Below are 24,630 nucleotides of genomic sequence, written 5' to 3'. Positions count from 1 at the left end.
ACTCTGTATAAATAAACAGTGTCAATTATCCGCTATTTTTTAGAATTGGAATCGTATAATTGATAGCCAGTATGAGGGGGCCTGTCCGTATCCATCTTTGGTGGCGTAATAAGTTGGTCTTGGACGGTTTTGGCGACATCCGAGTTTGGGTCAGTCGTGGGCGTAACAGGCTGCTCCGCTTCGTTTTGCATGTGTCCTCCGGCCACTAACACATTGCCTTTCACGTTACGGTAAACATCATTGTCATACAGCTCGTCAATGCCTGGGTAATTGATCATATCGATTGTGACTTCGTTGATTTTATTCTTGGCATTGGCTGCGCCGCTGTTGACTTCAGTTTGTTGCTCTGGGGATAGCGTCGGTGTCTCGCTTAAGTTGTTGGGTTGATACAGCTTGCCTAAGTCCTCGATGTCACTGTTTGAGGTCGAGACCCCAAATGCATGTTGAAACGCATCACTGCGAGAATACTTATCGAATCGCTCACTCACTTCCATTAAATCCTCTGGCTTGGTGGCGTTCATGAGGCGCGTGATTTCTCTTTTATCATCAAACTCCGACTCCAGGTATGCTTGGAAACCTGTTACCGCACTGGCGCTAAAGTTGACCGAGTTGGTATCAAGGCGGGATTGAATGTTTTGTAAGTTGTCGACTTCCGCATTCGATTCACTGACGGAGGCGGCGCTGCTTTGCAGACGTTGATGGTTAAGCGCAAAGTCATGGGCGTATTGCTCCACCGCGCTGCGGTTATCTTTGGTATCCATGGTTCGACCTGCTCGCTCCATTGAGGTTGAGCCTTCACTGTATTGCTGCGTCGCTTGTTCAAGTGCTTGTTTCTGCTCAGCGCTCATGTTGCTGTACGCCTCACGTTGGTCGGTGCTCCACTGAACGCCCGCACTTGCACCGCTGCCAAGCACACTTTGACCGGGCGTTCCTATGCTAACGCCTGCATTGGCTGAAATGGCATAGGCTCTGGCTTGGTCATGTGTCCAGCCCATCGTTTGTGAGATGTTATCGATGGCCGATTCCATCGTCGTGTAAGATTGACTGATTTGACCTTCGGTAGAGGCACTATGGCTATCCCCATACGAGAGACTGCGTGACCAGTTATCATTCCAGCGGTCGCTTTGCTGCATGCTGTTTGAGTAGTTATCTGTGAAGGTGTTCATACTCTGTTTTTGCGCCGTTAGGGCACTGGTGTATTGGTCACTGACGCTGTTTTGCAACATGGTCGAGGCTTGCGCTTGCCAAATCGGTTTAGATTCAGCTTCTTGCGCGTTATAGAGTCTGCGTCCTCCATCATTGTTGAGGGTAATAATTGAGGCGCCATCTTGTTGTTGAATCGTGGCCATACCCGTTCTCACTAGTACGTTGTCATCAAGCTTATTGGCACTGGTGTTATTGAAACTGTGGTTTTGCATCTGCAAATTACCAAAGTCCATATTACCGGTTGAGCTAGCCGCGGAGACCCGGGCGTTGGTGCTGTTAATCATTCCTGCTAACTGGTAGTTCATGGCTTGCGCCGCTGCAACGCCCCCTTGCAAGATTTTTCCCGCGAGGACAGGTATGGTCATCATGAGAAAGCCTGCCATGTAGCCAAAGCGTGTATGGAGCTCATCAAGGGCATTGGCGTTCGAAAGGGAGAGGCCATTCATGGGGTCAGCGGTGGCGGTTGACGTTGATTCTAATGACCAGAGCATAAGGGCGTTCAAGATAGCAAACAGCGGAGGCCAAGTAGCCAAGTAAGCAAAGGTCTTTATGTAATTCGTGAGCACCATCTTTGTCAGAGAGGGAATGAGTGCGGCGGCGGCCACCAGAAAACTTAAGCAACTGAACAAGAAAAACAGCATAGTGTGCATCATGGGAATGAACTCACGCGCTTGCATGCCAAGTGTTGCCCACATCGAGGTCTGCTGCATTTTGTTGGAGGTATAGGCATAGTTCATAGCACTGGCATTCGGGTTGAGCATATGAATGCTGCGGCGCATCGCATTTATCGTCATATTTTGTCTAAGCACGTCCACGGCGTTATTGCTGATGCCAATAAAGTCCTGATAACTGTTTTGCAGCGCATTGCGAACGTGAGGGGCGTAGGTTGCCGCTTTTGAGCCGTGAAGATACGTACCAAGCAGGTCAAGCTCGTCTGCAGACGCGACGCCGAATTGGCTTTTTAAGTCCGGGTAAATTTCACGGCAGGTTTTAAAGTCCTGATTCATGCCGTTTATCATGACGCCGCGAAGAGGGCTCATCGATTGCCCATCTAGAAAACCAAAAATATCAGGGGCGCTCAGTAGGGCTTGCCAGGTGTATTTACGATTGATTTCGATGTCACCAATGATGCAGTTTTTGAAAAAGTCATTCCAAGTTCGACGGACTTCAATATCTCTTAAATCCGCTTGTCTGGATAACTGATACAACTCTGAGCCAAACATCATGCCTGTCCGACCGTAACGTTTATCGTCGGTGGTCATAAAGATGGTTTCAACGGCTTCCGTCACACCCACCATCATGGTGCTGAAAAACCAAGTGGGGACGGCGACAAGATAAGGCACATTGTCCACCGAATAGACGCCGCTTGGTTCGGTTTTATCGATGATTTGGACGCGCGCGGTTTGTTGCAGCAGCATTGATGGAACAAGAGTAAAGACAATCGCCCAAACAAAAATGTGTTTGATGTTGCGGGTGGTAAAGAAAAGCACCATGGTCATGATGGCCCCAATCATTAAGGCGATGGAGGTCATGGAGGCAAAACTGGCCGATTGAAAGAAGGCTGCGATGGCATTAAGGGCGCGTTGCAGCGTCGCGCCTTGGGTATAAACGTAGTATTCGAGTGTCATGGGTTATTCTCCGAAAGTTAAGTTTTGTTGGAGTTGTTCGTTGAGTTTTTGCCAGGCTTTTTGGTCATTGCTTTTATGCGCTTGGATAAGCTGCTCTTGCTCAAGCAGTTGTTTGGTGGCCTTGTCGGCCAACCCATCGGTGAAGCGTTTTGCTCTGTCGATGTCACGAGTAATAAGTGCAATGTCTTTATGGCTGACTTGCGTGTTCGCCAGCGAGCTCTGCACAACGTTCAGCATGTTCGCTAAGTAGCGGTTGAGTAATTCAATAGAAATGAGTCGCGAATAAGCCGCAAAGTTGGGATAACGGTTAGCACGTGTCGCACTGATGAAAATGGCTTGTATTGGGGTCTCGGTGTACTCAAGAAACGACTGTTGAGTGCTTGTTAACGCGCTGTCGTTAGCAATCGCCGTATAAAGCTGCTCCAAAAGGGTTCGAAGGCGCTCTTGAAGTCCTTTTGATGAGGCTAACGTTAAGGTTGCTTGCCTTGGGTTTAGACACTGTTTGCGGTCTGTGTTATCACATCGGTAATAAGACACTTCGCCACCTTCAAGCAACGCTTGAACCAAGTTATTGTTGTCGGTCAGCAAGCTTGCGTAATAACGAGGCTTACCATTGGCGTCATAGATGTACGTACCCGATAAGCTCATCAGAAATTCCGCGAGCGCGGTATCACTGGAGAGAAAGCGGTTTTTTAACGTGGCTGACCAAACGATGTTGTGATTGATCTGGGTTAAGTCTTCCAGTGCTGCGTTATTTCGCGCATTGGCCAATTGGGCATTCGCTTGACCGCCGACACCACACTCTTGCTGTGCGGCGACCCAATCCGAGAAGGCGTTGTTGTGCGTACCCATAGTCGCGCAAATGTGCTTTTTCGTTTGAGGGTTATCAAACGCGCCAGCAAGACCGCTGACCGCCGCTTGCGCGGTTTCACATGAATTGATGGATTGATTGAGCCACTTATCGGCAATGTTTTGTAGATTATCTCGGATTTGCTTGATTTGAGGCGCCCAGGTTTGCAGCGCTAAATCGACCGCAAACGGCACCGCATTCGAGACGACCGCTTGGCCAAACTGAACCAGTTGGTCTGAATTGATGTGACTGAATCCCCCCATAAAGGCATCGATACCGCCACACCCCATACTGACGGATGGGACGGTCGCAGAGACCAATTGAGCGTTTTTCATTGGGGAACGTACATACAAAGAGCCGCCATTATAGTAGTTGGCGGCTTGGCCTTTGTATGCGTTTGGGTTAGACACGTTAGTGTGATAGCCCAAATCGTTAAAAAAACTATCCAGTGAGCCACTGACGCCAGCGGCTTGGACTTGACAGGTGAGCATCAAGTACAAGAGAAGATATTTCAATCGTTTGAGTGTTTTTTCCACAGTTACTGTGGATAAATAGGCGTTCATATTTCGACTTCCTTATGGAAATGGTCGTCAAATAACCTTGTTCACGTTTCACATATGAGACTGATAAGGTAATAAATTAAGGTTCAATATTTCTGTTAGTCGTCAGGGCAAAATGGAGTGGATGAGAGAGGTCGGGACGGACATTGGGTATCGGTTTACTGTGTGCCCTTGGTTATGGCTGCTTGTTATCGCGATGATCTTACTCAGTGCTTTTTACTCGAAGTCACTGGTTCACTGCATCGCCTCCAATAGGGCTTTATCACTCAATATGCCCTTGACGCTTTGTTCTAGCTCGTCGTAAGTCACATCGCCAACAGATACTTTGACAAACTTTTGGCTGTTGACGTTGAGTAAAAACGTCGCTGGAACCGTGATGTTTCTTGGGTTCTCAAAGAACCGTTGACTGATCTCGGGTGTGGCCGGAATAGGCACGGGGTATTGTGCTATCGGTCGGTTATCGAGTGAGAAGACGTAAGTTTGTAACTGCGCTTGCTGAGTAAAGGCTTTGAACTTAGGGGCAAACTTGTGGCAGTAAGGGCAGTCACTGCGATAGAAAAAGACCATCGCATACTGATCTTGCATGACGGCATAACTTGACGAGGCAATGGTTATGAATAAAAGGAAAAAGAGTGCACGTTTGAGCATAGTTTTTCTTCCTATGTGTGTCGTTGATGGTTAAAAATCAGGGGATTGGTAATTGGTTGCGACGTTATAGAAGCGCCCCAATAAGTCGTTTTGTGAAATAAACCCGTAAGCGAGTGGCTTAAACTCTGAGGTGGTTGGGTTGACCAAGATCAGGGCAGGGGTAAATGGCACGACAACTTTGTCATTATTGAGGCGGTTTTGACGGATATTGTCGATGAACACGCCGTCGTTACTCACGCCGAGCAGTTCAATGTTGTACGTATCGGCAAATTGCTGCATTGAAGGAGCCAGACTCTGAGTGAGCGGATCGTCCCCTTCATAAACAAAGAAAAAGCCCCAACCCTCGTTTTTCATCTGCTCCACCATATCGATCTTCTTTTGGCGCTCTTGTTGGTGATAGGGACTTCTTGCGGCTTGCTCCACAGGACGATCTTTGACGTAAGAGTACTCTGGATATTTGAGTAGCAGCTTTTTAAACGTCATGCCTGTTTGGGCCGTCTTCTCACCAATGAAGTGATTGAGCTGCATCAGTTTGAGATACTTCTCTTCATCACCGGAGTGAAGGGTGGCGTCAGCCTTTACCTCCTCATAAGTCTGATGAAACCACTGCATCTGCTCACTGGCGCTCATTACGGTGGTCTTCGTATTTGAGGGCAGGGGTGTGGGCGTAGGCTTTGGTGTCACTGGGTGGGTTTTCGGTTCGTTATACCATTTCCAGCCTTTCGGGGTGGTAGGGTTGGCAGAACTTATCTGGGCAGGACTTAACGCCCAGATAAACAGTGTCAATAGCCAAGCTAATTTTGTCTTAAGTAGGTATTTCATCATCGCTTCCTTTACGTATGGACTATTGCCCATACGCATTTTGTAGGCGGTCTTGGATTTCGGTGGCGGAAGGAAGGTTCGTGTTCTCGTGCATATCCTCATAGAAATCAGAAAAGTCGATGTGTTTGAAGTTGATTTGCTGAAGCTGCTCAGGGGTGATGGGCTTGCATAACGGGTATTCGGCAGAGCCCTGACTGATGCCAAGCTGGCCTTTCACGCCTTGCTCTTGAACGATGCGAGCGAGCTTACTGTTGTAGACGCAATAACTCTTCTTTTTGCGCGTGCAAACCCCTAAGACTTTACTGGCACAATATTCCCCTAATGCAATCGTGATACCTTGCTCTTTGGCTTGTCCGAGGGCTTTCTCTTCTTCACTGCATTCAGCCAGACCAACCCCCGTTCCCCAGCCCCCATCTTTGCAGCAGTCGGCAAATCCAAAGGCTTTGTCAGTACACTGCATGCCTTTTCCGGTAAAGATTAAAGGTGGATCGCCTAATCCCTCTGCGGCTTCTGCGATAGCCGCCAGTCCCGCCGCGGATCGGTTAAAGTCCTGAGATTGAGTGGGTGTGCCGTCATAACAATCGCCATCGAGACAAAAGGTGGTGTCGAGACAGTGCAAATGGGTGGTGCTGCATTTTTTTTCAGGGCATGACTTTTGAAGCTCTTGCTCAACACACACGCCATTTTGCATCAGACTGCAACGGCTTGAGATCGTCTCACAATCGCGAGCAAGAGTTGAGCAGGTGTCCGGTCGGTCGCATTGGTGGTTAACTTGGTATTTCCAGCAATCGAGCGTGGTCGGAATGCCATTAATTATGCGAGTTTCTCGTCCTTCAATGCATTGTTGACTGGTGATCTTGCACGAGTTCATTAGGGTGCATTGTGTTCGCCAGATCATGGTGTTCTTGATGCAGTTACCACCGGAGAGGGTGAATCCATTTGAGCAGCGTAATGTGGCTTTGATGGTCTGTTGGACAGGGCCGCAAATTTCGTACCTTTTTGTCCAGTTGCTTCCTTGACACGATCCCCAGTTTGAAGCGCTTTTTAGTGCTCCCATGCGATAGCCCTGGCTAGGAAGAACGCGTTGGCCATTCCATGTATAGCTGGTTACTCGAGAAGCGCAGTTACTATTGCCGCCACTTTGAGACACCCTATTGTTACCATCGTAACGGCACTGCTCAATGGTGCGTACACAGTTGACCCCTTGTCTTGTCCAGCCCGCAGGGCAACTGTAGCTGACATTGCCAGTCACAACGGTGGCCACGGGTACTTTTGTGCAAGGGACGTTGTTGTTCGTTGGGCGATTACACTGCTTAGAAATGTGTTCGATGATGCACTGGGAGCCACTCTCGCAATCCACATAGGTATTAGAGATGCCATGGGTAATTTCAGACGCATTTTCCTGACCCAATAGTGCATACTGGTAAGTGGGGTCGGATTTTACGTTAGGTCGGCCTTTATCAAAGTTGTCTTGCATGGCGCCAGCGGTGTCGTTGGAATAGAATTTCGCGGTTTTTTGGCTATTAATGGCGCTGTCATTGAGCCCTTTTTGTGGCGGATCATTCACTTGGCTGACACACTCTGCATCATCACAATAATCCGCGATATTAAGATTGCCATTGGCTTTATTGGGAATACCTTGTTGAGCACTTTTTGCCCAACCCAAGTTGTCTTGATACTGTTTCTCTTGCTCTGTAATAGTGAGGTTGGAGGCAAAGGTATGAGCGGTGAGCAACCACGACAAACACACGACTATGACGACTTTCATTGTTTTCTCCTTTGCAGTACTTGGCGAACAACATCAGGATTTTCCCCCTTCGCAAGGTGCTCCAATGCGTCTGGAAGAGACACGTTGCCTTTGACGATGTCGTGATCACTTTCACTGCAAGGCTGCTTGGGTAAGCAGCGTCCTGGTTTTACCGCAACGAACGTGGGCACTTCTTGAATGTTGAAGGTCTGAAACCATTCTGGACTGATGGCGAACCCGCTGTTGATGGGTGTCTTTTCGTTTGTTTGCAACAGGGATTGAATGTGATTGGCGGTAGACATAAAGCCGTCAGGTAAAACCCCTCGAATAACCAAAGGCACTTGCCAAGTCTCGCTTTGCTTCAATAAGGCTTTGAGGCTGCTTTCGGGCATGGTCAGAGAGACAAACACCATCACACCCGTGGGGGCTGCATTTGGGTTTTCTGTTGGTGTGGGGATATCGACCATGCCTTGTAACGAATTGGGGTCAAGTTTCTCCTGCCATTGCCGAGCTTGTTGTCTTGCATAGTGAATAAATTGATGGCTGGCTTGTTGTGTCTCAATGGCCGGTAGGGTTTGTTGAGAGGGCTGTTGCGAAGAGGTTGGTTGTTCTAGCTTAGCGAGCGCTTTGAGCTCGTCTTGTGTATAGCCGATGTTCGCCAGAGCAACATGACTATAAAACAGGGTCAGTGATCCGATGAAACATGATCGAATGAATATCATGGGGTTTCCTTAAATTTGCGTTCCCCCTATAGGCATATCGCTTAAATAAGCAAGAACCGTTGTGTCTTCCCATTGAGGGGGGAAATTGTTGATGCACTTGCCATCAATCGTAAGGTGTCCAACCTTGGCGCGAGGGAGGGAAGCGAGCAAGTTGATGGCCGTCAGGGTGCTGAAGTTTCAGTAGGCCAAATTTATGTCGAAGGAGGGGGTTTCGGACTTGTTCGGGAACAGTATCAGTGATGTGGTCCACGCTGAACGTGGTACTCCTTTTGTCTCAACAAGCGCTTCGCTCGTTATTGCAGCCAAAAGCGAGCGTTATTCAATAAGAGATAATGGCCAGGCTAGCGTGCTTAATTGGCTATCGATGCACTGCATTTCTTGCATAAGATCATGAGCACTAATGGCTTTTCCACAGTCATAGATACGGATGGGGTGTTGAGTTCTTTAAATTCTTGGGGGTTTCCGTTGAGGCAGACGGAACCCTATTTCTCTACCAGTTCGCTTTGCTCAGGGTGTGTGAGCTTTCAGTGAGTGATTGCCGCAAAGCGAAGCTCTTTTGATGAAGTGATGTACTGTGCCGCTTGGCCAGCGGCGACCAACGCTAAAATGATCACGGTAAACACTAACGCTTTTAAGAGTGCTTTTATCGAGCTTGGTAACGTCATGAGATATTCCTTGTTATAAAAAGACACAGTTGCGTTTACGCCATTGGACATAACCAAAGTTATCGCCAGTGGTGGGGTTATCGTGTCCCATTTCCCATATTGCGGTTGTGGTGGTGTAAGGGTGGCACCATCCTGCATCAGGGAGCGGGGCGCTCATCTGATAGCGGTAACGAGATTTGGGTAAAATAGGCGTTGGGTATTGATAACAAATTGCGCCACTTTTACCACTCGTTTCCCAGACAATGCCTTGCCTGTGCAGTTTGTAATTCAACCTTTCCATGATGAGTGTGCCCGCTTGGACTGGCGTATCTCGGTAGTTGGTATTGCCCGTTAACGGATAGGCGCTGCCTTGAGAGCCTAAACACCAAAACAAAGCATCAAAAGGCAATACTGAGTTCGTAGTGGTCGCAATGGCTTCGGGGACACAGGCGAGTTGCGCGATGGGGTTGCCAAATAAAATGGCTTCAGGGTTTAAGATGAAAGAAAGTTCATCGTCATCCCAAAGGGGATCGAGCTCTGTCAGGTAGGCAACGTCAAAGGCATCGGTGGCCATGCAGGCGGTCGATTGCATTAACTGGAGCCAGTAAATGATAGGGTACTTGTACCAGTGAGCATGATAAAACCCGCCGTCACTGCTGCCAGACTCTCTCGCGGTTGTGCGTCCTCCTATTCGTTGCATGTTAGCGCCGCCTAGCTCCATCCCCATGTTGACCATGCAGTAAGGCACTCGCGTGACATCGGTGAGAGCATACGGCTCCCAATAGCCGATATTGAGGCCAATTTGCATAAAAATGGGCGGGGGTTTAGGGCAATAGGATATCGGCATGCTGGGATTACGTGTGTCGGGGTAGCTCGATGGAATGATAGGTGCTGAGCCTACGGTCATCGGAAACATGCAGCTCCAACAAATGTCACTGATGGGGTTGATAAAATGGCTAGAGCACGTGGCACTGGCCCGCGTAATAGGGCTAATGGCTAGCGTCATCATCGTTACGAATACGAGACTGATTTTGTGTATCATGGTTTGAAAACCTCGTTGCTGACGTCAAACTCCGTCACTTTCCAGTGAATACCAGATTGTTCAACTAAGCTTGGCACGGCTTTGATGTGCATCTTTGTGGATAAATCCCCTTGTTGGTCAAAGTAAATGCGACTGTTGAGGTGCTCTGAGGCTTGATTGGGGCGACCTCCTGTCAGTATCCACTTAATGGGCTTTGTTGATTCAAAGGTTTGAGCGAAGGCCAATTGTTGCGCATCTCTGGCATCAAAGAAGACCAATACTTGTGAGTATTCAAATGGGTGAGGTGGACGACTGTGCTCTGGCCAAGTGGTTGTATCGAAGGGATTAATGCGTGTCCCTGCTTGCGCAAAGACCTGACCTTTGGCATCGGTTAAGTCCTTGGCCAGCGTTAAACTGGGATCAACCAAAAACGTATCGGGGGTGGTGGTGGTGGTGAGTGAGAGCGGCGGCGGGGTCTCAACACTCTCAGCGACTTTTTCGATAAACTCTTGTTGCATATCCGCCAGTTTGCCCGATTGTTCAAACCCCTTTAAACGCTGCTCTATCCAGACCAGCATATCGATTTCTCCAATGGGAAAGGTCGCCCCAATTCGACCTAAATCTTTCGCCCCAACATCGGGCTGGAATAGGAGCGCCACGCCCCATAGGGCGAGCGCCGTCATTTTTTTCATGGTCACTCCTTGTCTTGGTAGTGTTCGACGATGGCCCTTTGGATCTGAGGGGTGACATCCACTGCGCCGCCCACGACGGCCGCGCTGACTAACGCAATGGTGTTGTGCTGCGCGTTATATGCCTCGATTTCTTCGTGCATAATGTCGGCAAACTGCGTTAACTGCTCAGTTTGCTCTTCAAGACTCATCTCTTTTTTAATGAGCGCTTGGTGATAGGCATTGAGTGTGCTTTTCACATCCACACTGACAAAGGTGGGCGAGGATTGACTGAGAAAGGTGTGAGCCGTCAGCGTCGACACAGCGCTGATACTCACCATCATCGCAATCAATAAAAATGACGGCTTCATGCGGTCTCCTTAGCTTTGAGCGCGTGTTCAAATTCGGCAATTTCCTTACCGTAAAAGTGCTCAGCGGTGGCGTTAATGGCTTCCATTAACGGCATGCCTTTATTCATCAGGTTTTCACAGAACTCAAACTCATGAGGTTCAGTACTTAAACAAGCGCGTGAAAAAGGGTCAGAGAACATGCGGTGATACGAGGTATGCCCACCGGCTTTGACGCGAACACAGCTATAACCTGCGTCACTGGCTCGCGGAAAACTTTTAATGATCCGCTCTTCCATCTCACTGAACGCTTTCGGGTTTTCGGTTAAGAATTTATCGAAGCCGTCACCTTGTCTCAGTACCATATGGATATCGCTGTTGTCGTAACTGGCCCGGGCTTCTTCATTCGCAAAGAAGTCTATAATGCCTTGTGTGACGGTGCAGAATGAGCCGCCAAACTTACGTGCCGTGCGATAACCCGTATTGATGAAGGTTCGGGTCTGAGCGTTAGCGCCACTCATTAAACTCCAGGCTTCTTCAATGATGCACATCTTAGGCGTAGAGCGAGAGCCAGATAGGTACATCTGTTGGTTGATAGAAACAATCAGAGCAAAAATGACCGGACGCAAAACGTCTTCGTTGAAACCATCCAACTCCAAGGTGGTGATGTCGATGCTTGGGTCGAGCATCGACGGTTTATTAAAGGTGTCGCCGTAAATGCCATGGCTGCAATATTTGTTAAGCTGCACGGCAATATCATGGATACGGCGATCGTCGTTGTATTCTTTTGACAGTTCAAACAAGGCGCTTTGAACATCGTCCACCAAGGTTTCGGTGTGTTTTTGCTCCCAAGCGCGAATGATGGCATCGCCAAGTACCGCCATTTGGTAACTTGCTAGCTCTTGATAAGGGGAAGCGATAGTGGCAAACAATGCGGTAATGTTACTGAGTGCTTCTTTGATAGGATCAACCGCTTCATGTTGGCCATCGTCGTTGACAAATTGCAGGGTTTCTTTGGCTTGTTTCGCGCTGTCCATCACTTTGCCAAGATGAGTGAATGGATTGAGGTAGATGTTACGGTAATCGAGGTATGAGCCACCGAGCATCAGGGTCAGCTTTTTGTAGCTGGCACCTTTATCTAAGATCCAACATTTCCCTCCATACGCGTAAACCGACTTGGCCATGCTTTGAACGAAGAAACTCTTCCCTGCGCCCGAGCCGCCTGTTAAGGCAATGTTCTTATTGTCACTGCCACAGTTGAACGGGTCAAAGAACGAAAGTTGGCCACGCATGGTAGGCAGCAATAATCCCCCAGTCATGCGTTTGACATCCAGCACAATAGGAAAGAAGTTGACGAGGTTTGAGCTTTCCATCGAGCGTACTTTGCCTGCGACACCACAATCTCGCCATAGCCCTTCACTCATGGTAAAGGGCAGAGCTGTCAGCAGACTTTGTGTTTGCAGCATAATTTGAGGCCGGATATCTAGGCCTGTTGCCGAAAAGGCTTCTTTCGCCGCTTGTACATCACGGCGTTGTTGCGTCTTGTTGGTAAACAGCGTTAAGTTCAAGACCATTGAGCTGATGGTAAACTCTTTGTCGCTGAGTCCTTTTTGCAATCCTTTTCGCTCTTCCAGTTCATCTTTGGCCGTTGGCATGATCATGGCCAGCGAGGAGCCGACCGTTTTGGTGAGATCTGAAATCTTGCGGTTATTATCATGCTCAAAGTTTCCCGTCACTTCTTGACGAAAGTTTAAGGTCAGGACGTGTGGACACGTTACATGCCGAGCGATATTGCGGATCGATGCGAAGCACTCAGGGAGCGTGTAGAGCCGAAAGTCGCTTGGGGTTCTAGCCAGTCCCATGCAGACCATGCGTGTGCGCGTGTCTACGCCTCTTTGGTTCGTATGACGAGTGGCGATATGGTTGCGACGAATAAGCAGCTCAGTATCACTCGACATCACCTGTTGATTGATGGGTTCATAACCGTTGTAGGCGCGCTCGATAGGGCGCGCTTGCATCGCATCAAAATTTAAGATGTTGCCAGTAAAGGTGATCAGCCCCTCAGGTGACAACCTTTGAGTTTCAATGCCAAGCTGGCTGAAGGCCGTTTCAATGGTCGCTCGTAAGTCGCATAGCGATTCATCGTCTTTTGTCGTAGTGGAGACAAAGAAATACGCTTCGTAATCACGGAGATCAAAATGATGGCGTTGTTTGTGGAAAAATCCTTGTGTGGCGGCAAATTGCGCGTATTGCGCCTCCTTAGCAGCGAGGGTTTCACAAATCCCCCCACGCTTACTCATGAGCGCTTGATTCGCTTCAATGTAATGCGCCACTTTGTTGTGGCCAAACAGCGACAGTTGGTAATCCCATTTATCCCCTTGAGGAAATTCGCACACCAACTTATTGAGTGAATGCATGAGCTCATCGTTAGCGCCGCCTAAGACGTTGAGCTTAAACCCAATACCATGGGACGCTCGATTGAGGAAAATATTGCTGTCATTGTCGAAGGTGCGATAGGGGAGCTCATGATGGAAGTGATTTTGATGCTTTTTGACGTCTTGATAAAACGCCCCTAACGTGCCCGTTTTAGGCTTTGAAAAAAAATTCATGAACATAATCAGTCCTTCCAAATGGCTCGCACTGGGCGACCTGTCCAACGGCTGTCATCAAGGATGATATAGATGTCTGTGGTATCAACGTAATGACCGTTTTTATCAATAAACGGAAAGACGGTGACCTTTTTCACTACATCATCCGTTCGGGTTGGCTCACCTTGTCGTGTACGCCTTGGTAAGGTCATAAAATCCATTGGAACGCGGTGAGCTTGCCCAGCGGACGTTTGGTTTTCTGAGGTGGCGTAGGGATCGATATTTCGACGGACTTCGTCCATGCTGGTGCAGCCTGGTACGCCGCCGACTTTGGTGCAGCTGTAATCTTCGCCAAGACCTGCTGCGCAGCCTGTTAAGAGCAGCGCAGCAAAGAGCATTGATGAGAGTTTTAACATACTCATATTCCTTTATTTGCGGCCAAATGGAGTTGGGGGAACGTCAATGCCTTGTGTAGACAACTCTTTCGCCAATGGATTAAGAGGGGTATTGGTGATCACATCAAGGATTTGATTCGATTGACTCGACATGCTTTGCTCTGCCAATTGCTGGCGTTCGTACTCTTCAGCCATGAGTGGATCCAGTGGGAAGCCCTCTAAGAAGACAATATTGACAACGGCGCCTGGGTTGATTTCTACGATGGGGTGGTAGAGCTCAGCAAGGCCAATGTAGTAATCGGAGAGTTTTTCTCCCACACTTGAGGTAGCATTGCCCAGCAAGTTCAACGCTGCATCTTGGCTGTTGATGCTTGAGGTTGTGCCTAATGCTGAAGTGGCGGTGGTTTGTGAGAGCGCTTGACCTGTCTCGCCGATGCCAGTCAAAATGCCGGCAATCCCCGCCATTTGGACAATCTCACCATTTTTTAGAATGGTGGTGCCACGTATGCCGTTGCGCCCGAAGTTGAACGCCGTTCCTTTGATGGCGACGTCTAAGATACGCCCTTCGTCTTGGATACAGCTCATGCGGTTAGTGCGGACAATACCTCGACTTGACGATATTTCACCATAGGATGAGCCTGTAATGGTACAGTTGTTGAGCTTGGATTTTTCACCGTTGGGTAAGACACCCTCGTGGATGGTTTGAAAGACAACGGGAGTGGTATCGCCTTGGCCAAGCACCCCGGCATTGGTGTCAGCGCCTCCTGTCACCACTGCGGTGACAAAAGTTCCCGTTGGCACATAGTTCTCAGTGGTGCGGTGATAGGTGTTTTCATCGCTTTCCCAAAAGAAATCAAAGCTATCGAACTCATTACGACTGAAAGGGATTTGCTCTGAGCGCTGATATTGCATCTGCGCGATGTCGGGGTTGTCGTTGCTTGATGCGATGGGTCTAGGCGGAAGCTTGTGCTGCCCAAACGTTTCTGAGCTATTAATCGCCCCTTGAGTCTGGATGGTGCGGTATGGCTCGGTATTGACGACCTCCGAAGTGCTTGGTTCGAGTTCATCAATACGGGCTTGAAGCTGCGCTTCTTTACTTCGAAATTCTTCACGTACTTGCTCTTCGACTAAGCGAGCGGTCTTCTCTTTTGTTTGCTCGATTTTACGTTGTGTCTCTTCTTTATGAGTGCGCATTGATTTGGTCAAATCCGCGATTTGCTTTTTTAGGCCAGACAGCGTGTTTTGTTGTAGGGAGAGCGCCGATTGGTTGTCTTTTTCGACAAAATCTTGCTCAATGATGGCACCAAATTCGACAGGCTCTTGGTGGATTTCTTCTTGTGTAGGTACAGGTGGTCTGGTGTATTGATACAATCCTAGTGCGGCAAGGAGCAGGGCAGAGACGGCGATAATGGTGACGGTGTTATTTCTTGATGCGGTGCGCTGATTAATCTCGCTACCTTGCTCAAAGTCGCCATCCGTGTCACTAAAAAGGCGTTTTCTCCAGTTATCGAGCATGATTCACTCCTCCCCCCGTCACCACATACAGGTGCGTGGTTTGATTTGGGCCGAGCTCAAATGTATCCAGCGCCGCGCTTCGAGCGGCATAACTGTAGAACTGTGCGGTTGTGAGCGTGACAGTGTCGCTGGATTTGTTCTTCACCTCGTAAATGATGCCTGAGTGATCCCTGCCAACGAACACGGTTTGCGGAGTGACGGGCAGTAAGGAGTCCTTCTTCGGCAAGGTGTTAGGGTCTACCGGGTGAAGGCTAAATCCTGAAATCGGTGTGCCATTTTTTTTCCATGTCATCATGGCTTTGGTGAAGTTGGCGATGACAGAGGGGTAATCAAAGCCGCGCTCAAATACGGAAGGCTTCGATAGGTGCCGGTCGGTTGGGGTAAACGCAGTGACGATGCCTGGCGTGGCTTTTGGGGTAATGAACAGTGCAAAAAGACGCCCTTTTTGAGTGAGAACGTGGGCGGTAAAAGGGAGCGCGACATTGAGCTTTAAGGACACCGAGCCTGTTTTATCTTTTTGGATACCGTTAGTGGTACAAAAACCGTGAGGGCAGGTGATGTTAAGGATTTTATCATCTTCGACCACCAGGCGATTGATGTTCACAGACGACAAACTCACGGGGATGGTGTCGCCGTCAGCAAAGGGGAACGTGGCTTTTGGGACATTACTTGCTAACACGAAAGGGCTAAAAGTGGCGATAAGCACGGTCATCAGCCATGATAATGGTTTCATTCTTTTTCTCCTTGTTTCTGGATGCCAATGAGCTGAATCACACCGTTGCTGTAATCCATTTGAACGGTATAGGTCACAAGCTCTGATGGCAGTGTGCGGTCGCCGACGGTCTTTGTAAGGTGGCCTGTCTGTTTGAACTGCCTATTTTCAATCGAAATTTCGGTTCGCCCAGGCAGGGCGTCAAAGCGACTGGTCGTGTTGTACTTTTTAAGATGCTCGGCATCTTGGATTAATACCGGTTGAATGGCTGACCAGTTTTCTGCTGGTACGTACTCAAGCAAGAGGCCATATTGTCTAACGACATTCGCAGGCGTCACGTTGAGCTTGAGCTTTAAAAAGAATTCCCCCATGAGCTGAAGGTAAGGCGCATCAATGGCCGTATCTGAAATCGTAAACGCTTGTGAAATCGTTGGGGGAACGAGAGTTCGACTCTTTTCTGATGAGGTTTTCGCTAGGCTCAGACCTAAAGCCACGTTCACGAGCATCGATGCCGCAAACCCAAAGACGAGGAGAAAGTTCAGTAACTTACTCAGTGCAAGTAAGTTACCTTGGTGTTGGTTATCCATGGATTGTCCCTCTTAAGAGAGCCAGTAACGCTTTTGCGCTGCGGGAGTGTGTTTGAAGACACTGTGATTGAGTGAGGTGTTCCCCCACCAGTAGAGGGTTAAGGCGATGATGTTTTCACCGTACTGAACTTTGATGTAGCGAAGTCCTACAAACCAGATGGCCGCAAGGATAAGGCCTATCAAGTATTTACCGGCTAAGAAGAAGAGCACAAAGAGAAGAAACCCTGGCAAGACTTCGTCTCGGGGTAAACCTGATATGCGCTTGCCTTTACTGAGGTGCTTGGGAATAGCAAAAAAGAGCTGACGGTTATCCATACATCACCTTCTGTGTCTTAAGCTAGGCCGACAAGCGGTTTAATGACTTCCCAGAAAATCATACCGCCAGCAAACCCCCCAATGGCGGCGAACCAGTTTCGTGTCATAAATCCGGTTGCTGCGGCGCCTAGTGCACCTGCGGTTAGTAAGGCCATTTCAGCAGCTGAATCGTCACCTGCGGTTGATTTGATGGTGGCTTTACCACCTGCAAACAAGTCAGCGGTGAATGATGGTGCAGCGAAGCAGAGCAGTAAGAAGGTGGCTAGCAATAGAAAAAGAACGTGGTGGGGATGTTTTTGATTAATAAGAGGCATAAATGGCTTCCTTATTTGAGTTGAAATAAAAAAAGACTCAACGCTGGAGGACGTAGAGCCATTTTTCGGGATTAAAAAGTGATGAGATTACGCCGCTAAATGATCGCGTACCCACTTAAGACCTCGGTTGCGACTGATGTGCAGTTTCCAATTCGAAGTACTTAAGGGCTGTCTCTTTTTGAGTTTTTTACAATAGGTTTTGCGCTGCTTGGCATCCATAACCGCCGTATTGACGAGATGGGCTTTATAAGGCTTGTGGGTGTATGTTTGTTCTTTTACAAGAATGCAGTGGGGTAGAACGACTGGAAAATGAATGGGGTCAGGGCTATCAACAAGCGCGGCAAAGGTTAATCGATTATCAATGCGTCCAATAGGTTTGGCCGCAATGAAAGTGCCTTGTTGGTCAAGCGTTTTGCCAATCAGTTTCATGGGGTCGTCCTTGTAATATCCGTAGACGATGATCATAGGCACTCCTTGTAGTAGGACATTGTTGTGTAGACTGTAAAATCCACACAACAATGGAGCCCCTTACAGAGCTCGTGCTACAAACTGGCTTGTGAGTTTGTGTAGTCAAACTCAATCCCTTTAGTTAAGGGTTTAGGTACTACTCCCAATTAGTTCCAACGAACCGAGAGATGATGCTTGCATACATACTCAGAACATTGGCATTGGTCTGCGCCTACCTAACTGGCGCCTGAATTTGGTTAGGTTATTTAAGCTGTCCTGCGCCCATCAGTGGCGCTTTCAGCAGTAAGAGCAGCCAACTCTCACGATGTTGCGATGCGCGTCTCTTTAAGATGTGGGGTACTGATCTTTGAAACATTGCTATGTCAACGCAATCAGTATCGCTGGAATGGGCTCATGCAACAATGTGCGAATACACCGTAAACGCACAATTGGACATAATCTTCTTAGGTTTTTTACTCTATTTTCTAACATTCGGACTAATAAAAATATGGCGTACACGCACTTTCATATTACGTCTTCCCTTATCAATATACCCTTTGGGTAGGCGAGTTAGATTGGTTGGTGTTATTTTTTCTCTTTTACTCATTGTTTTTTAACTGTGATATTTTTATTTCTATCAATACCATTAATAAACATGAATAAGTCACTATTAGTAGACAAAACAAGCGTTGTGTTCTCTGAAATAACGGTCGAGTAAGACTGCATCGTTCGTGTGAATTCATAAAATTGTCTTGTTTCAGGATTTTTATTGTAAGCTGATGAATAAATTTCGGCGGCTTTAGCGTCAGCTTGTCCCCGAATCTCTTCGACTTCACGATAGGCCTCGGATTGAATCTTATCCAAGTCTCTTACTCTGTCACCTCGAATCCTCGCAGCCTCCCCATTTCCTTCGGATAAAAAACGTTCTGCAATTTGACGACGTTCACTAATCATTCGCTCATAAATTTTGGGGCGAACACTTTCATTGTAATTAATACGTTTAAATCTAATGTCGAGCAACTCAATTCCAAAGATTTCTATTTTTTCTGACGCTGCAGAGAATATTTCTTGCTCTACAAATTGGCGACCTTTTTGGATAGGAACTAAGGCGCCTATTTTCAGCTCTCTTTCAGCTTCACTCAATAATGGATCTCGTAACGGTTTGCGATTTTTGTTAGTACGTATTATTTCGATCAATTCATGTTTTGCTACAGCATTTCGTGTCTCACTACCCAAGATATCGTCAAGTCGAGATTGTGCACTGCGCTCATCTTTGAGACGTAAAAAGTACTGAAGCGGGTCAATAATTCGCCATCTAGCAAACAAGTCTACAGAAATATACAGTTTATCTTTTGTTGGCATGTCGGAAGGACGACCATCCCATTCCAATACTCGTTTGTCGATTATGTTAACTTCTTGAATATATGGTACTTTTATTTTCAATCCAGCATCAACAATAGGTTTCCCTATTGGTTTTCCGAACTGAGTGATAATAACCTGTTGAACCTCACTTACTGTGTAAAGTGCATTATATACACTAAAAGATGTACCTAAAATCAATGCAGCTATGACCCCTTTTTTAATCGATTTCATCTAGGCTCTCCTTGTGTGTCGTTGAGATTGAGCAAAGGCAGAATATTGTTTGCTCGTTCATCAATGATAATTTTGGTACGAATATTAGGTAATACAGCCTGCATTGTTTCTAAATAAATTCTGCGTTTAGTTACTTCCGGGGCTTTAACATACTCGAATAATAATGCATTGAAGCGAACTGTATCCCCCTTAGCCTCATTGACGCGTTTTAAGCGATAACCATCAGCTTCTCTGATCCGTTGATCTTTTTCACCTAAAGCTAAAGGGATCACTTTGTTGTAATCTCGGCGAGCTTCATTAATGAGCTTTTCTTTCTCCTGTTGAGCTTGGTTCACTTCATTAAATGATGCCTGGACAGGTTGAGGAGGGTTAATGTTTTTCAACTGAACTTGGTCAATCCTGATCCCTAAAGCATATTTTGTAGTGAGCTCTTGCATTTTTGAGAGCGCTTCAGACTCAATTTCTTGCCGACCAATTGTGATCACTTCATCCACAGTTCTGTCACCCACCACTTCACGCATTACGGATTCAGAAACATACCGAAGGGTTTCACTAGGCTCTCGGACTTCGAACAAAAACTTGATGGGCTCGGAGATTCGATATTGCACCACCCATTCGACGAGAGCGGCATTTAAATCACCTGTAACCATTTGTGTTTCTTGACGTCGAGTGTTTATTCTCGGGCTTTGGTTGGGATTTTTTGCCCTGGGTGTTATGAACCCAAACTCCTGCTTTAGCTGTCGTTTCACAGGTAAGATTTCAGCCTTATCAATGCCAAGTGGCATCTTGAGATGAAGCCCAGATGGAACAATATGGACATATTTGCCAAAGCGCTGTATCACAGCAACAGAATCGCTCGGTACCGTGTAAAAGCACGTCCAGAATATGATTGCTAAAAGGAAAATGATAAGAGGGATAAAAAAGCTTGAATTTTTTCCGCCTGGAAGTATTTTCTTTAAGTGAAGAAGAATAGAATAAAATACCTCACCCAAATTAGGAGGATCTTGTTTTCCTCCACCCCAGGGGGTCCCTGAAGGTTGGTTATGTTGGAGCATGAGCATGCCCTCCGGCTATAGGCGAATAAATTTTCACCTACTCTTTTATTATACATTGGGGGGATACATCGAATTAACAAGGGTATATTTTGTTTAATTTTAGATGTTTATTTCAGAGTGATAGAGGTTAACTATTCTACATATCGATGGTGGTTATTAAAATCTTCCTAAAATAATGAACTAAAACAATAATTAAACTTCAAAGTAAACGAAAAAGCACTAGGAATGTGCGAGAGAAATAATCTCGATTTCTGCATCTAAGATTCTGTGAGAGCGCTTACTGTCTATTTGAGTAACAGAGATACGGCCTAATATTTTGTCTTTTACGTTAATTAATGTATTGTAAAGTCCGCTGATTACCTAGTTATTAATACTAGACGTAACTCATTTCGGGGCAATTTCGAGATAGAAGGCATCGCCTACAACGTTCTAAATACATGACACATCATAGCGAATTATTAGACTTCGAATCACTTTAGCTTCAGCTAATGAGAAGAATAGATGTAGCTTAAATTTGACTAGTCAATGAGTCTATTTTGCCTAGGATTCTTTTATAGACTCTCCAAATAGCGCTATATACTCAGACACCTCTTCATAAGTGACAATCGAATCGAAATTAGCTACTTCCTCTTGATTCCGTTCTATAAAGATTTTCGGCGAAACTAAAACCGTCGCATAATCAACATATCCCATGAATTCTGCTTTACCCTTCATAAACTCTGCTCGTTTCTTATAGTTTAAATATTGATTTGGAGTAAACTTACCATGCGGGGGCTTGTCCTCGATATGAAGTGCAATTCTTTGCTGGCTTTCTCTTTTTTCAAAAACTAAAAATATATCAGTTTCGGATTCACTGCCGTCTTCAATTTTGCACCACCAATGCCGCCACCAATTTTCAGGTTTCTTATTCGGTTTTAGGTTGGCCTGCTCCTTATCTAATAGGCGCAAACCATCTGACTCATCTGAGAACTTGGTTTTTCCTAAAATCCATTGCTGGAAAACAATGGAATTTTCAATTTCAAAAACAAAAGCTCTATCTAATTCAAGTTCAGAAATCACCGTATACCTCCTCACAGTACCGCCTCAAAACAAGGCACTTTCAATTTGGAACCATTGCTCCATAAAAGGGACAAAGTCCCTTTGGGGTATGAACTTCTGTGCTGCTGTATTGTTTTTTAAAAATACTTCCTCCAAAGCCCACACATAGTGGTCAGCGTAAACAGCCCACGCCTTTGCTCCATCGTTAAGCTCTAATCGGGATAGAGGCTTGACAGACAGATAGCCTTTTAACAAAGCTAATGACCTATGAAGCTCCAAATCGAACATATACATGCATGCTCTCGCCAACTCATAAGCAGGAGGCATGTTTTGCACTAAATCCCAGTCGATCACATCGCTTACTGTGCAATTAGAATCAAAAAAGACATTGAAATGATGAAAGTCGCCGTGGATTAATTGCCTGCTTGTTAACGGGGTATATGAGTGCGTAGCTTCTGAGCTAGCTAGATAATCACGCTGTTGTTTTACTCTTCGTAGCACCGAGCTATTCGTATCAAATTCACTATTGGCTTCAATAGTGGCGACTATTTTTTGTAGTCTATCGACCCAAGCACTTTTATCCCAAGAAAGCTCAATTGTTGGAAAGTCGTTTCCAACCTCAGAAGCGAGTTGAACATGCAGGTCAGCAAGGGCTTTTCCCAACTGAAAAGCATGAGACGCAGACAGCGCACTTTTTTCGATTAACGTTCCTTTTGCTTCAGGAAATAGAGCATAAAACTCATCACCTATTTTACAAAAGGAGTGGTGATCGCGCGTCAAAACAGGGGCAATTATAGTATTCAAATTTTGCGATAGCTTTCTCAGCAGCTCATGTTCTAACTTGATCTTAGCAACATTGCGAACACTATATTTTCTAAGATAATAAGTCTCTGAGGATTGGATACGAAAAACATGGTTCGTCGCACCAACTGATTGACGTTTTATACTAGCGCCAGCACCAATCTGACGCCAGTTTTCACCAACCTGGCGAACAAAATCACTCATAATTCCAGTTACCTCTTAGGTACATAACGAATGACATGGATTCCCCCTACCGAGGATCTGCCACACTTATGTGGTACTTAAATGCATCGGAGGCACCATGTCTGATTATTCTTATTTCTGCGGTATCGACCTAGCTAAAAACCACTTTAGCCTTCGTGCCGAAGACCAAAATGGTAAGGTCATACTTCATAAGTCGGTAACTCGCTCTAAACACCTGACTACAATAGCCAATATGCCACTCATGCGTATAGGCGTTGAAGCGTGTGGTGGTGCACATTACTGGGCAAGAACACTCAATAAACTCGGTCACGACGCCCGTATTATAGCCGTTAAATACGTAATTCCTTATCGAACTAAGGGCAAGAACGACCTTAATGATGCTGTTGCCATATGTGAAGCTGTTCAGCGTCCATCTACTCGCTTTGTACCCGTACCCCCCCGAGCAACAAGCCATCTTATCGGTACATAGAATGAGAGAGCATTGGGTTCGTGAACGCACCGCACTTATGAATCGCATGCGCGCCCTGCTTTCTGAGTTCGGGTTGACCATTCCCGTTGGTCGCTCTTCATTGATGAAACAGGTTCCCTTAATGCTCGAAGACGCAGAAAATGAACTTCCACACCTCGCTAGAACAGTAATAGCCGATGCTTATCACCACCTTGGTGAATTGAATCAACGTATCGCCGATACTGAACAAGTCTTTGATTCCTTTGCTAAGGTCAGCGCTAATGTTCAACGAGTGATGAAAGTTCGAGGCATTGGACCGCAAACCGCTACTGTGATACTCGCTTCGATAGGCAATGGGTCTCAATTTGATAAAAGTCGCGACTTCTCTGCCTGGCTAGGACTAGTACCAAAGCAATATTCCACAGGAGGTAAACCTCGATTAGGCCGAATAACCAAACACGGTGAAAAATATTTACGAACACTATTAGTTCACGGCGCAAGGACCGTGATTGCCAACCTTGGCGACAAGCAAGATAAGTTAAGTCAGTGGTGTCGAGGCGTTCTGGAACGAAGAGGTATGAACCGAGCGATAGTGGCACTTGCCGCGAAGAATGCACGAATTATATGGTCGCTTTGACACAATCAAACAGACTATGAAAACTATGCTGCTTAAGTAAAAACCTAAGCAGCATAAAGAGTTAAACCCACCGGGTCATTGCAGACGCTAATGATGGAGATAGGTTAAGACCACTTGCGGAGAGCCTATTAATGCGGCGGACACACTAGATGTCATCTAACGAATAAGGCACCGCAGTCGCGCAAGTCATCAGGGCCACGACGTATGCGAATCGTCAATAAGTAGGCCGAATGTAGAGCGGCAGTCCAAAACCCATCAACATAAGTTTAGCGGATGTTTGACAACTGGGGGAATCCATGTAGCCGCGTTAAGTGGTGAACAACGCCAACCACCAAACCTAAACTATTGTACCTTAAACACTAAATTCAATTTAAACTAAGAACGCCAAGCGTTGTGAATCCGCCTTAAACGCCTTGTATGGCAAATTTTATAGATATGCACCGACTACTGACATGCAGTGGTGAACTGTGCTTTCTTTTTCACCGACTGGCGCAACATAATGAATTGCCGATTCAGCGTCCGCCCTACCTGATAACTTGCTAATTACCCACGCAGCCAAGTACTTTGATGACAAACAACCACCCGCTGTCGCAAGATTACCTTTAGCATAAAAGGGTTGCTCTAAAACAGTAACTCCTGATTCGACAACCCAAGGTTTCGTTGTTAAATCGGTACAAGCTGGTATTTGATGCAGTAAACCAAGTACTGACATGAGCAACGTACCTGAACATTGCCCACCAATTAACTGAGTGTCAGGGTTTAGCTTTAGCCTCGAAAGTATATCTCTGTCTTGAGCGACATCACGTGTTAGCACGCCGCTGCCAAATAATACGACGTTGGCACTATTAGCAAACTCAAGAGGTTGTTGGGATTGGATTGTAACTCCGTTCATTGAAGTGACGTATTGAGATGGACTCGTTATTTGTACATTCCAACCAGCGTCTTTCATGCGGTTCAAAATACCCGCTGCTATAAATGAATCCAGTTCATTAAATCCGTCAAAAGTTAGTACAGCAATGTCCATATTTACTCCTATTTGCCTAACGAATGATATGGACTCCCTCTACCTGACACTCTGCGTGCCATACTGACTTAGTACACGCTGAAGAACTGGAGGT

At 46.6% G+C, this 24,630-nt stretch carries 23 protein-coding genes and 1 pseudogene; 1 reads left to right on the top strand and 23 read right to left on the bottom strand.

What is annotated here, in order from left to right; genetic code table 11:
- Positions 1-32: 32 nt before the first annotated feature.
- The 22 genes from ACHUFI_RS21330 to ACHUFI_RS21225 all read right to left on the bottom strand — a co-directional run bounded on the left by ACHUFI_RS21330 (position 33) and on the right by ACHUFI_RS21225 (position 22,427).
- Positions 33-2,834 (bottom strand): conjugal transfer protein TraG N-terminal domain-containing protein, encoded by a 2,802-nt coding sequence (locus ACHUFI_RS21330; RefSeq protein WP_394252857.1) that lies wholly within the window; start codon positions 2,832-2,834, stop codon positions 33-35.
- A gap of 3 nt (positions 2,835-2,837) precedes the next feature.
- Positions 2,838-4,247 carry a conjugal transfer protein TraH gene (locus tag ACHUFI_RS21325; RefSeq protein WP_394252855.1) on the bottom strand — a complete coding sequence of 470 codons (1,410 nt, stop codon included), beginning with the start codon at positions 4,245-4,247 and terminating at the stop codon, positions 2,838-2,840.
- A 231-nt stretch (positions 4,248-4,478) separates the two neighbouring features.
- A complete protein-coding gene (gene trbB, locus ACHUFI_RS21320) occupies positions 4,479-4,892 on the bottom strand; it encodes a type-F conjugative transfer system pilin assembly thiol-disulfide isomerase TrbB (protein WP_394252853.1) in 414 nt (137 codons plus the stop codon).
- 30 nt (positions 4,893-4,922) lie between these two features.
- A complete protein-coding gene (gene traF / locus ACHUFI_RS21315) occupies positions 4,923-5,717 on the bottom strand; it encodes a type-F conjugative transfer system pilin assembly protein TraF (RefSeq protein ID WP_394252851.1) in 795 nt (264 codons plus the stop codon).
- Between the two features lie 19 nt (positions 5,718-5,736).
- The gene (gene traN, locus ACHUFI_RS21310; protein WP_394252849.1) at positions 5,737-7,482 is read right to left on the bottom strand and encodes a type-F conjugative transfer system mating-pair stabilization protein TraN; all 1,746 of its coding nucleotides are present in this window, start codon (positions 7,480-7,482) and stop codon (positions 5,737-5,739) included.
- Positions 7,479-8,183 (bottom strand): type-F conjugative transfer system pilin assembly protein TrbC, encoded by a 705-nt coding sequence (gene trbC, locus ACHUFI_RS21305; protein ID WP_394252847.1) that lies wholly within the window; start codon positions 8,181-8,183, stop codon positions 7,479-7,481. The genes traN and trbC overlap by 4 nt, the downstream gene beginning before the upstream one ends.
- Positions 8,184-8,707: 524 nt before the next feature.
- Positions 8,708-8,848 (bottom strand): hypothetical protein, encoded by a 141-nt coding sequence (locus tag ACHUFI_RS21300; protein ID WP_394252845.1) that lies wholly within the window; start codon positions 8,846-8,848, stop codon positions 8,708-8,710.
- Between the two features lie 13 nt (positions 8,849-8,861).
- Positions 8,862-9,836 (bottom strand): conjugal transfer pilus assembly protein TraU, encoded by a 975-nt coding sequence (gene traU / locus ACHUFI_RS21295; RefSeq protein ID WP_394252888.1) that lies wholly within the window; start codon positions 9,834-9,836, stop codon positions 8,862-8,864.
- Positions 9,837-9,865: 29 nt separating this feature from the next.
- Positions 9,866-10,540, bottom strand: coding sequence for a type-F conjugative transfer system protein TraW (traW, locus tag ACHUFI_RS21290; RefSeq protein ID WP_394252843.1), 675 nt, complete (start codon positions 10,538-10,540; stop codon positions 9,866-9,868).
- A gap of 2 nt (positions 10,541-10,542) precedes the next feature.
- On the bottom strand, positions 10,543-10,887 hold the full coding sequence (gene trbI, locus ACHUFI_RS21285; protein ID WP_394252841.1) for a type-F conjugative transfer system protein TrbI: 345 nt from the start codon (positions 10,885-10,887) through the stop codon (positions 10,543-10,545).
- A complete protein-coding gene (traC, locus tag ACHUFI_RS21280; protein WP_394252886.1) occupies positions 10,884-13,472 on the bottom strand; it encodes a type IV secretion system protein TraC in 2,589 nt (862 codons plus the stop codon). The genes trbI and traC overlap by 4 nt, the downstream gene beginning before the upstream one ends.
- An 8-nt stretch (positions 13,473-13,480) precedes the next feature.
- On the bottom strand, positions 13,481-13,873 hold the full coding sequence (gene traV / locus ACHUFI_RS21275) for a type IV conjugative transfer system lipoprotein TraV (protein WP_394252839.1): 393 nt from the start codon (positions 13,871-13,873) through the stop codon (positions 13,481-13,483).
- 6 nt (positions 13,874-13,879) lie between these two features.
- Complete coding sequence (locus ACHUFI_RS21270; RefSeq protein WP_394252837.1) at positions 13,880-15,361, bottom strand: TraB/TrbI/VirB10 family type IV secretion system protein; 1,482 nt, start codon at positions 15,359-15,361, stop codon at positions 13,880-13,882.
- Positions 15,351-16,094, bottom strand: coding sequence for a type-F conjugative transfer system secretin TraK (gene traK, locus ACHUFI_RS21265; protein WP_394252835.1), 744 nt, complete (start codon positions 16,092-16,094; stop codon positions 15,351-15,353). The genes ACHUFI_RS21270 and traK overlap by 11 nt, the downstream gene beginning before the upstream one ends.
- Entirely contained in the window at positions 16,091-16,660 is a 570-nt protein-coding gene (gene traE / locus ACHUFI_RS21260; RefSeq protein WP_394252833.1) for a type IV conjugative transfer system protein TraE, read from the bottom strand. The genes traK and traE overlap by 4 nt, the downstream gene beginning before the upstream one ends.
- Before the next feature lie 12 nt (positions 16,661-16,672).
- The gene (traL, locus tag ACHUFI_RS21255; RefSeq protein WP_394252831.1) at positions 16,673-16,975 is read right to left on the bottom strand and encodes a type IV conjugative transfer system protein TraL; all 303 of its coding nucleotides are present in this window, start codon (positions 16,973-16,975) and stop codon (positions 16,673-16,675) included.
- Between the two features lie 17 nt (positions 16,976-16,992).
- Positions 16,993-17,361 (bottom strand): type IV conjugative transfer system pilin TraA, encoded by a 369-nt coding sequence (gene traA / locus ACHUFI_RS21250; protein WP_394252884.1) that lies wholly within the window; start codon positions 17,359-17,361, stop codon positions 16,993-16,995.
- 15 nt (positions 17,362-17,376) lie between these two features.
- Entirely contained in the window at positions 17,377-17,754 is a 378-nt protein-coding gene (locus tag ACHUFI_RS21245; protein WP_394252829.1) for a hypothetical protein, read from the bottom strand.
- Positions 17,755-18,339: 585 nt separating this feature from the next.
- A complete protein-coding gene (hflC, locus tag ACHUFI_RS21240) occupies positions 18,340-19,329 on the bottom strand; it encodes a protease modulator HflC (RefSeq protein ID WP_394252827.1) in 990 nt (329 codons plus the stop codon).
- Positions 19,326-20,384: an FtsH protease activity modulator HflK gene (hflK, locus tag ACHUFI_RS21235; RefSeq protein WP_394252825.1), complete on the bottom strand. Its 1,059-nt coding sequence runs from the start codon at positions 20,382-20,384 to the stop codon at positions 19,326-19,328. The genes hflC and hflK overlap by 4 nt, the downstream gene beginning before the upstream one ends.
- Before the next feature lie 540 nt (positions 20,385-20,924).
- Positions 20,925-21,443, bottom strand: a complete 519-nt coding sequence (locus ACHUFI_RS21230; RefSeq protein WP_394252823.1) for a hypothetical protein — start codon at positions 21,441-21,443, stop codon at positions 20,925-20,927.
- Positions 21,444-21,467: 24 nt separating this feature from the next.
- On the bottom strand, positions 21,468-22,427 hold the full coding sequence (locus ACHUFI_RS21225; RefSeq protein WP_394252822.1) for a phosphotransferase: 960 nt from the start codon (positions 22,425-22,427) through the stop codon (positions 21,468-21,470).
- 97 nt (positions 22,428-22,524) lie between these two features.
- On the opposite strand from ACHUFI_RS21225, the pseudogene ACHUFI_RS21220 reads away from it, so the two are divergent.
- A pseudogene (locus ACHUFI_RS21220) lies at positions 22,525-23,512 on the top strand (IS110 family RNA-guided transposase).
- A 427-nt stretch (positions 23,513-23,939) separates the two neighbouring features.
- Here ACHUFI_RS21220 and ACHUFI_RS21215 read toward each other — a convergent pair.
- A complete protein-coding gene (locus ACHUFI_RS21215) occupies positions 23,940-24,536 on the bottom strand; it encodes a DJ-1/PfpI family protein (protein WP_394252820.1) in 597 nt (198 codons plus the stop codon).
- Positions 24,537-24,630 lie beyond the last annotated feature (94 nt).

Origin of the sequence: Vibrio profundi (assembly GCF_043642225.1) — a bacterium.
GTDB lineage: Bacteria > Pseudomonadota > Gammaproteobacteria > Enterobacterales > Vibrionaceae > Vibrio > Vibrio profundi_A.
Note: the sequence above shows the minus strand (reverse complement) of the source record. Positions and strands in the feature narration are given on the sequence as shown.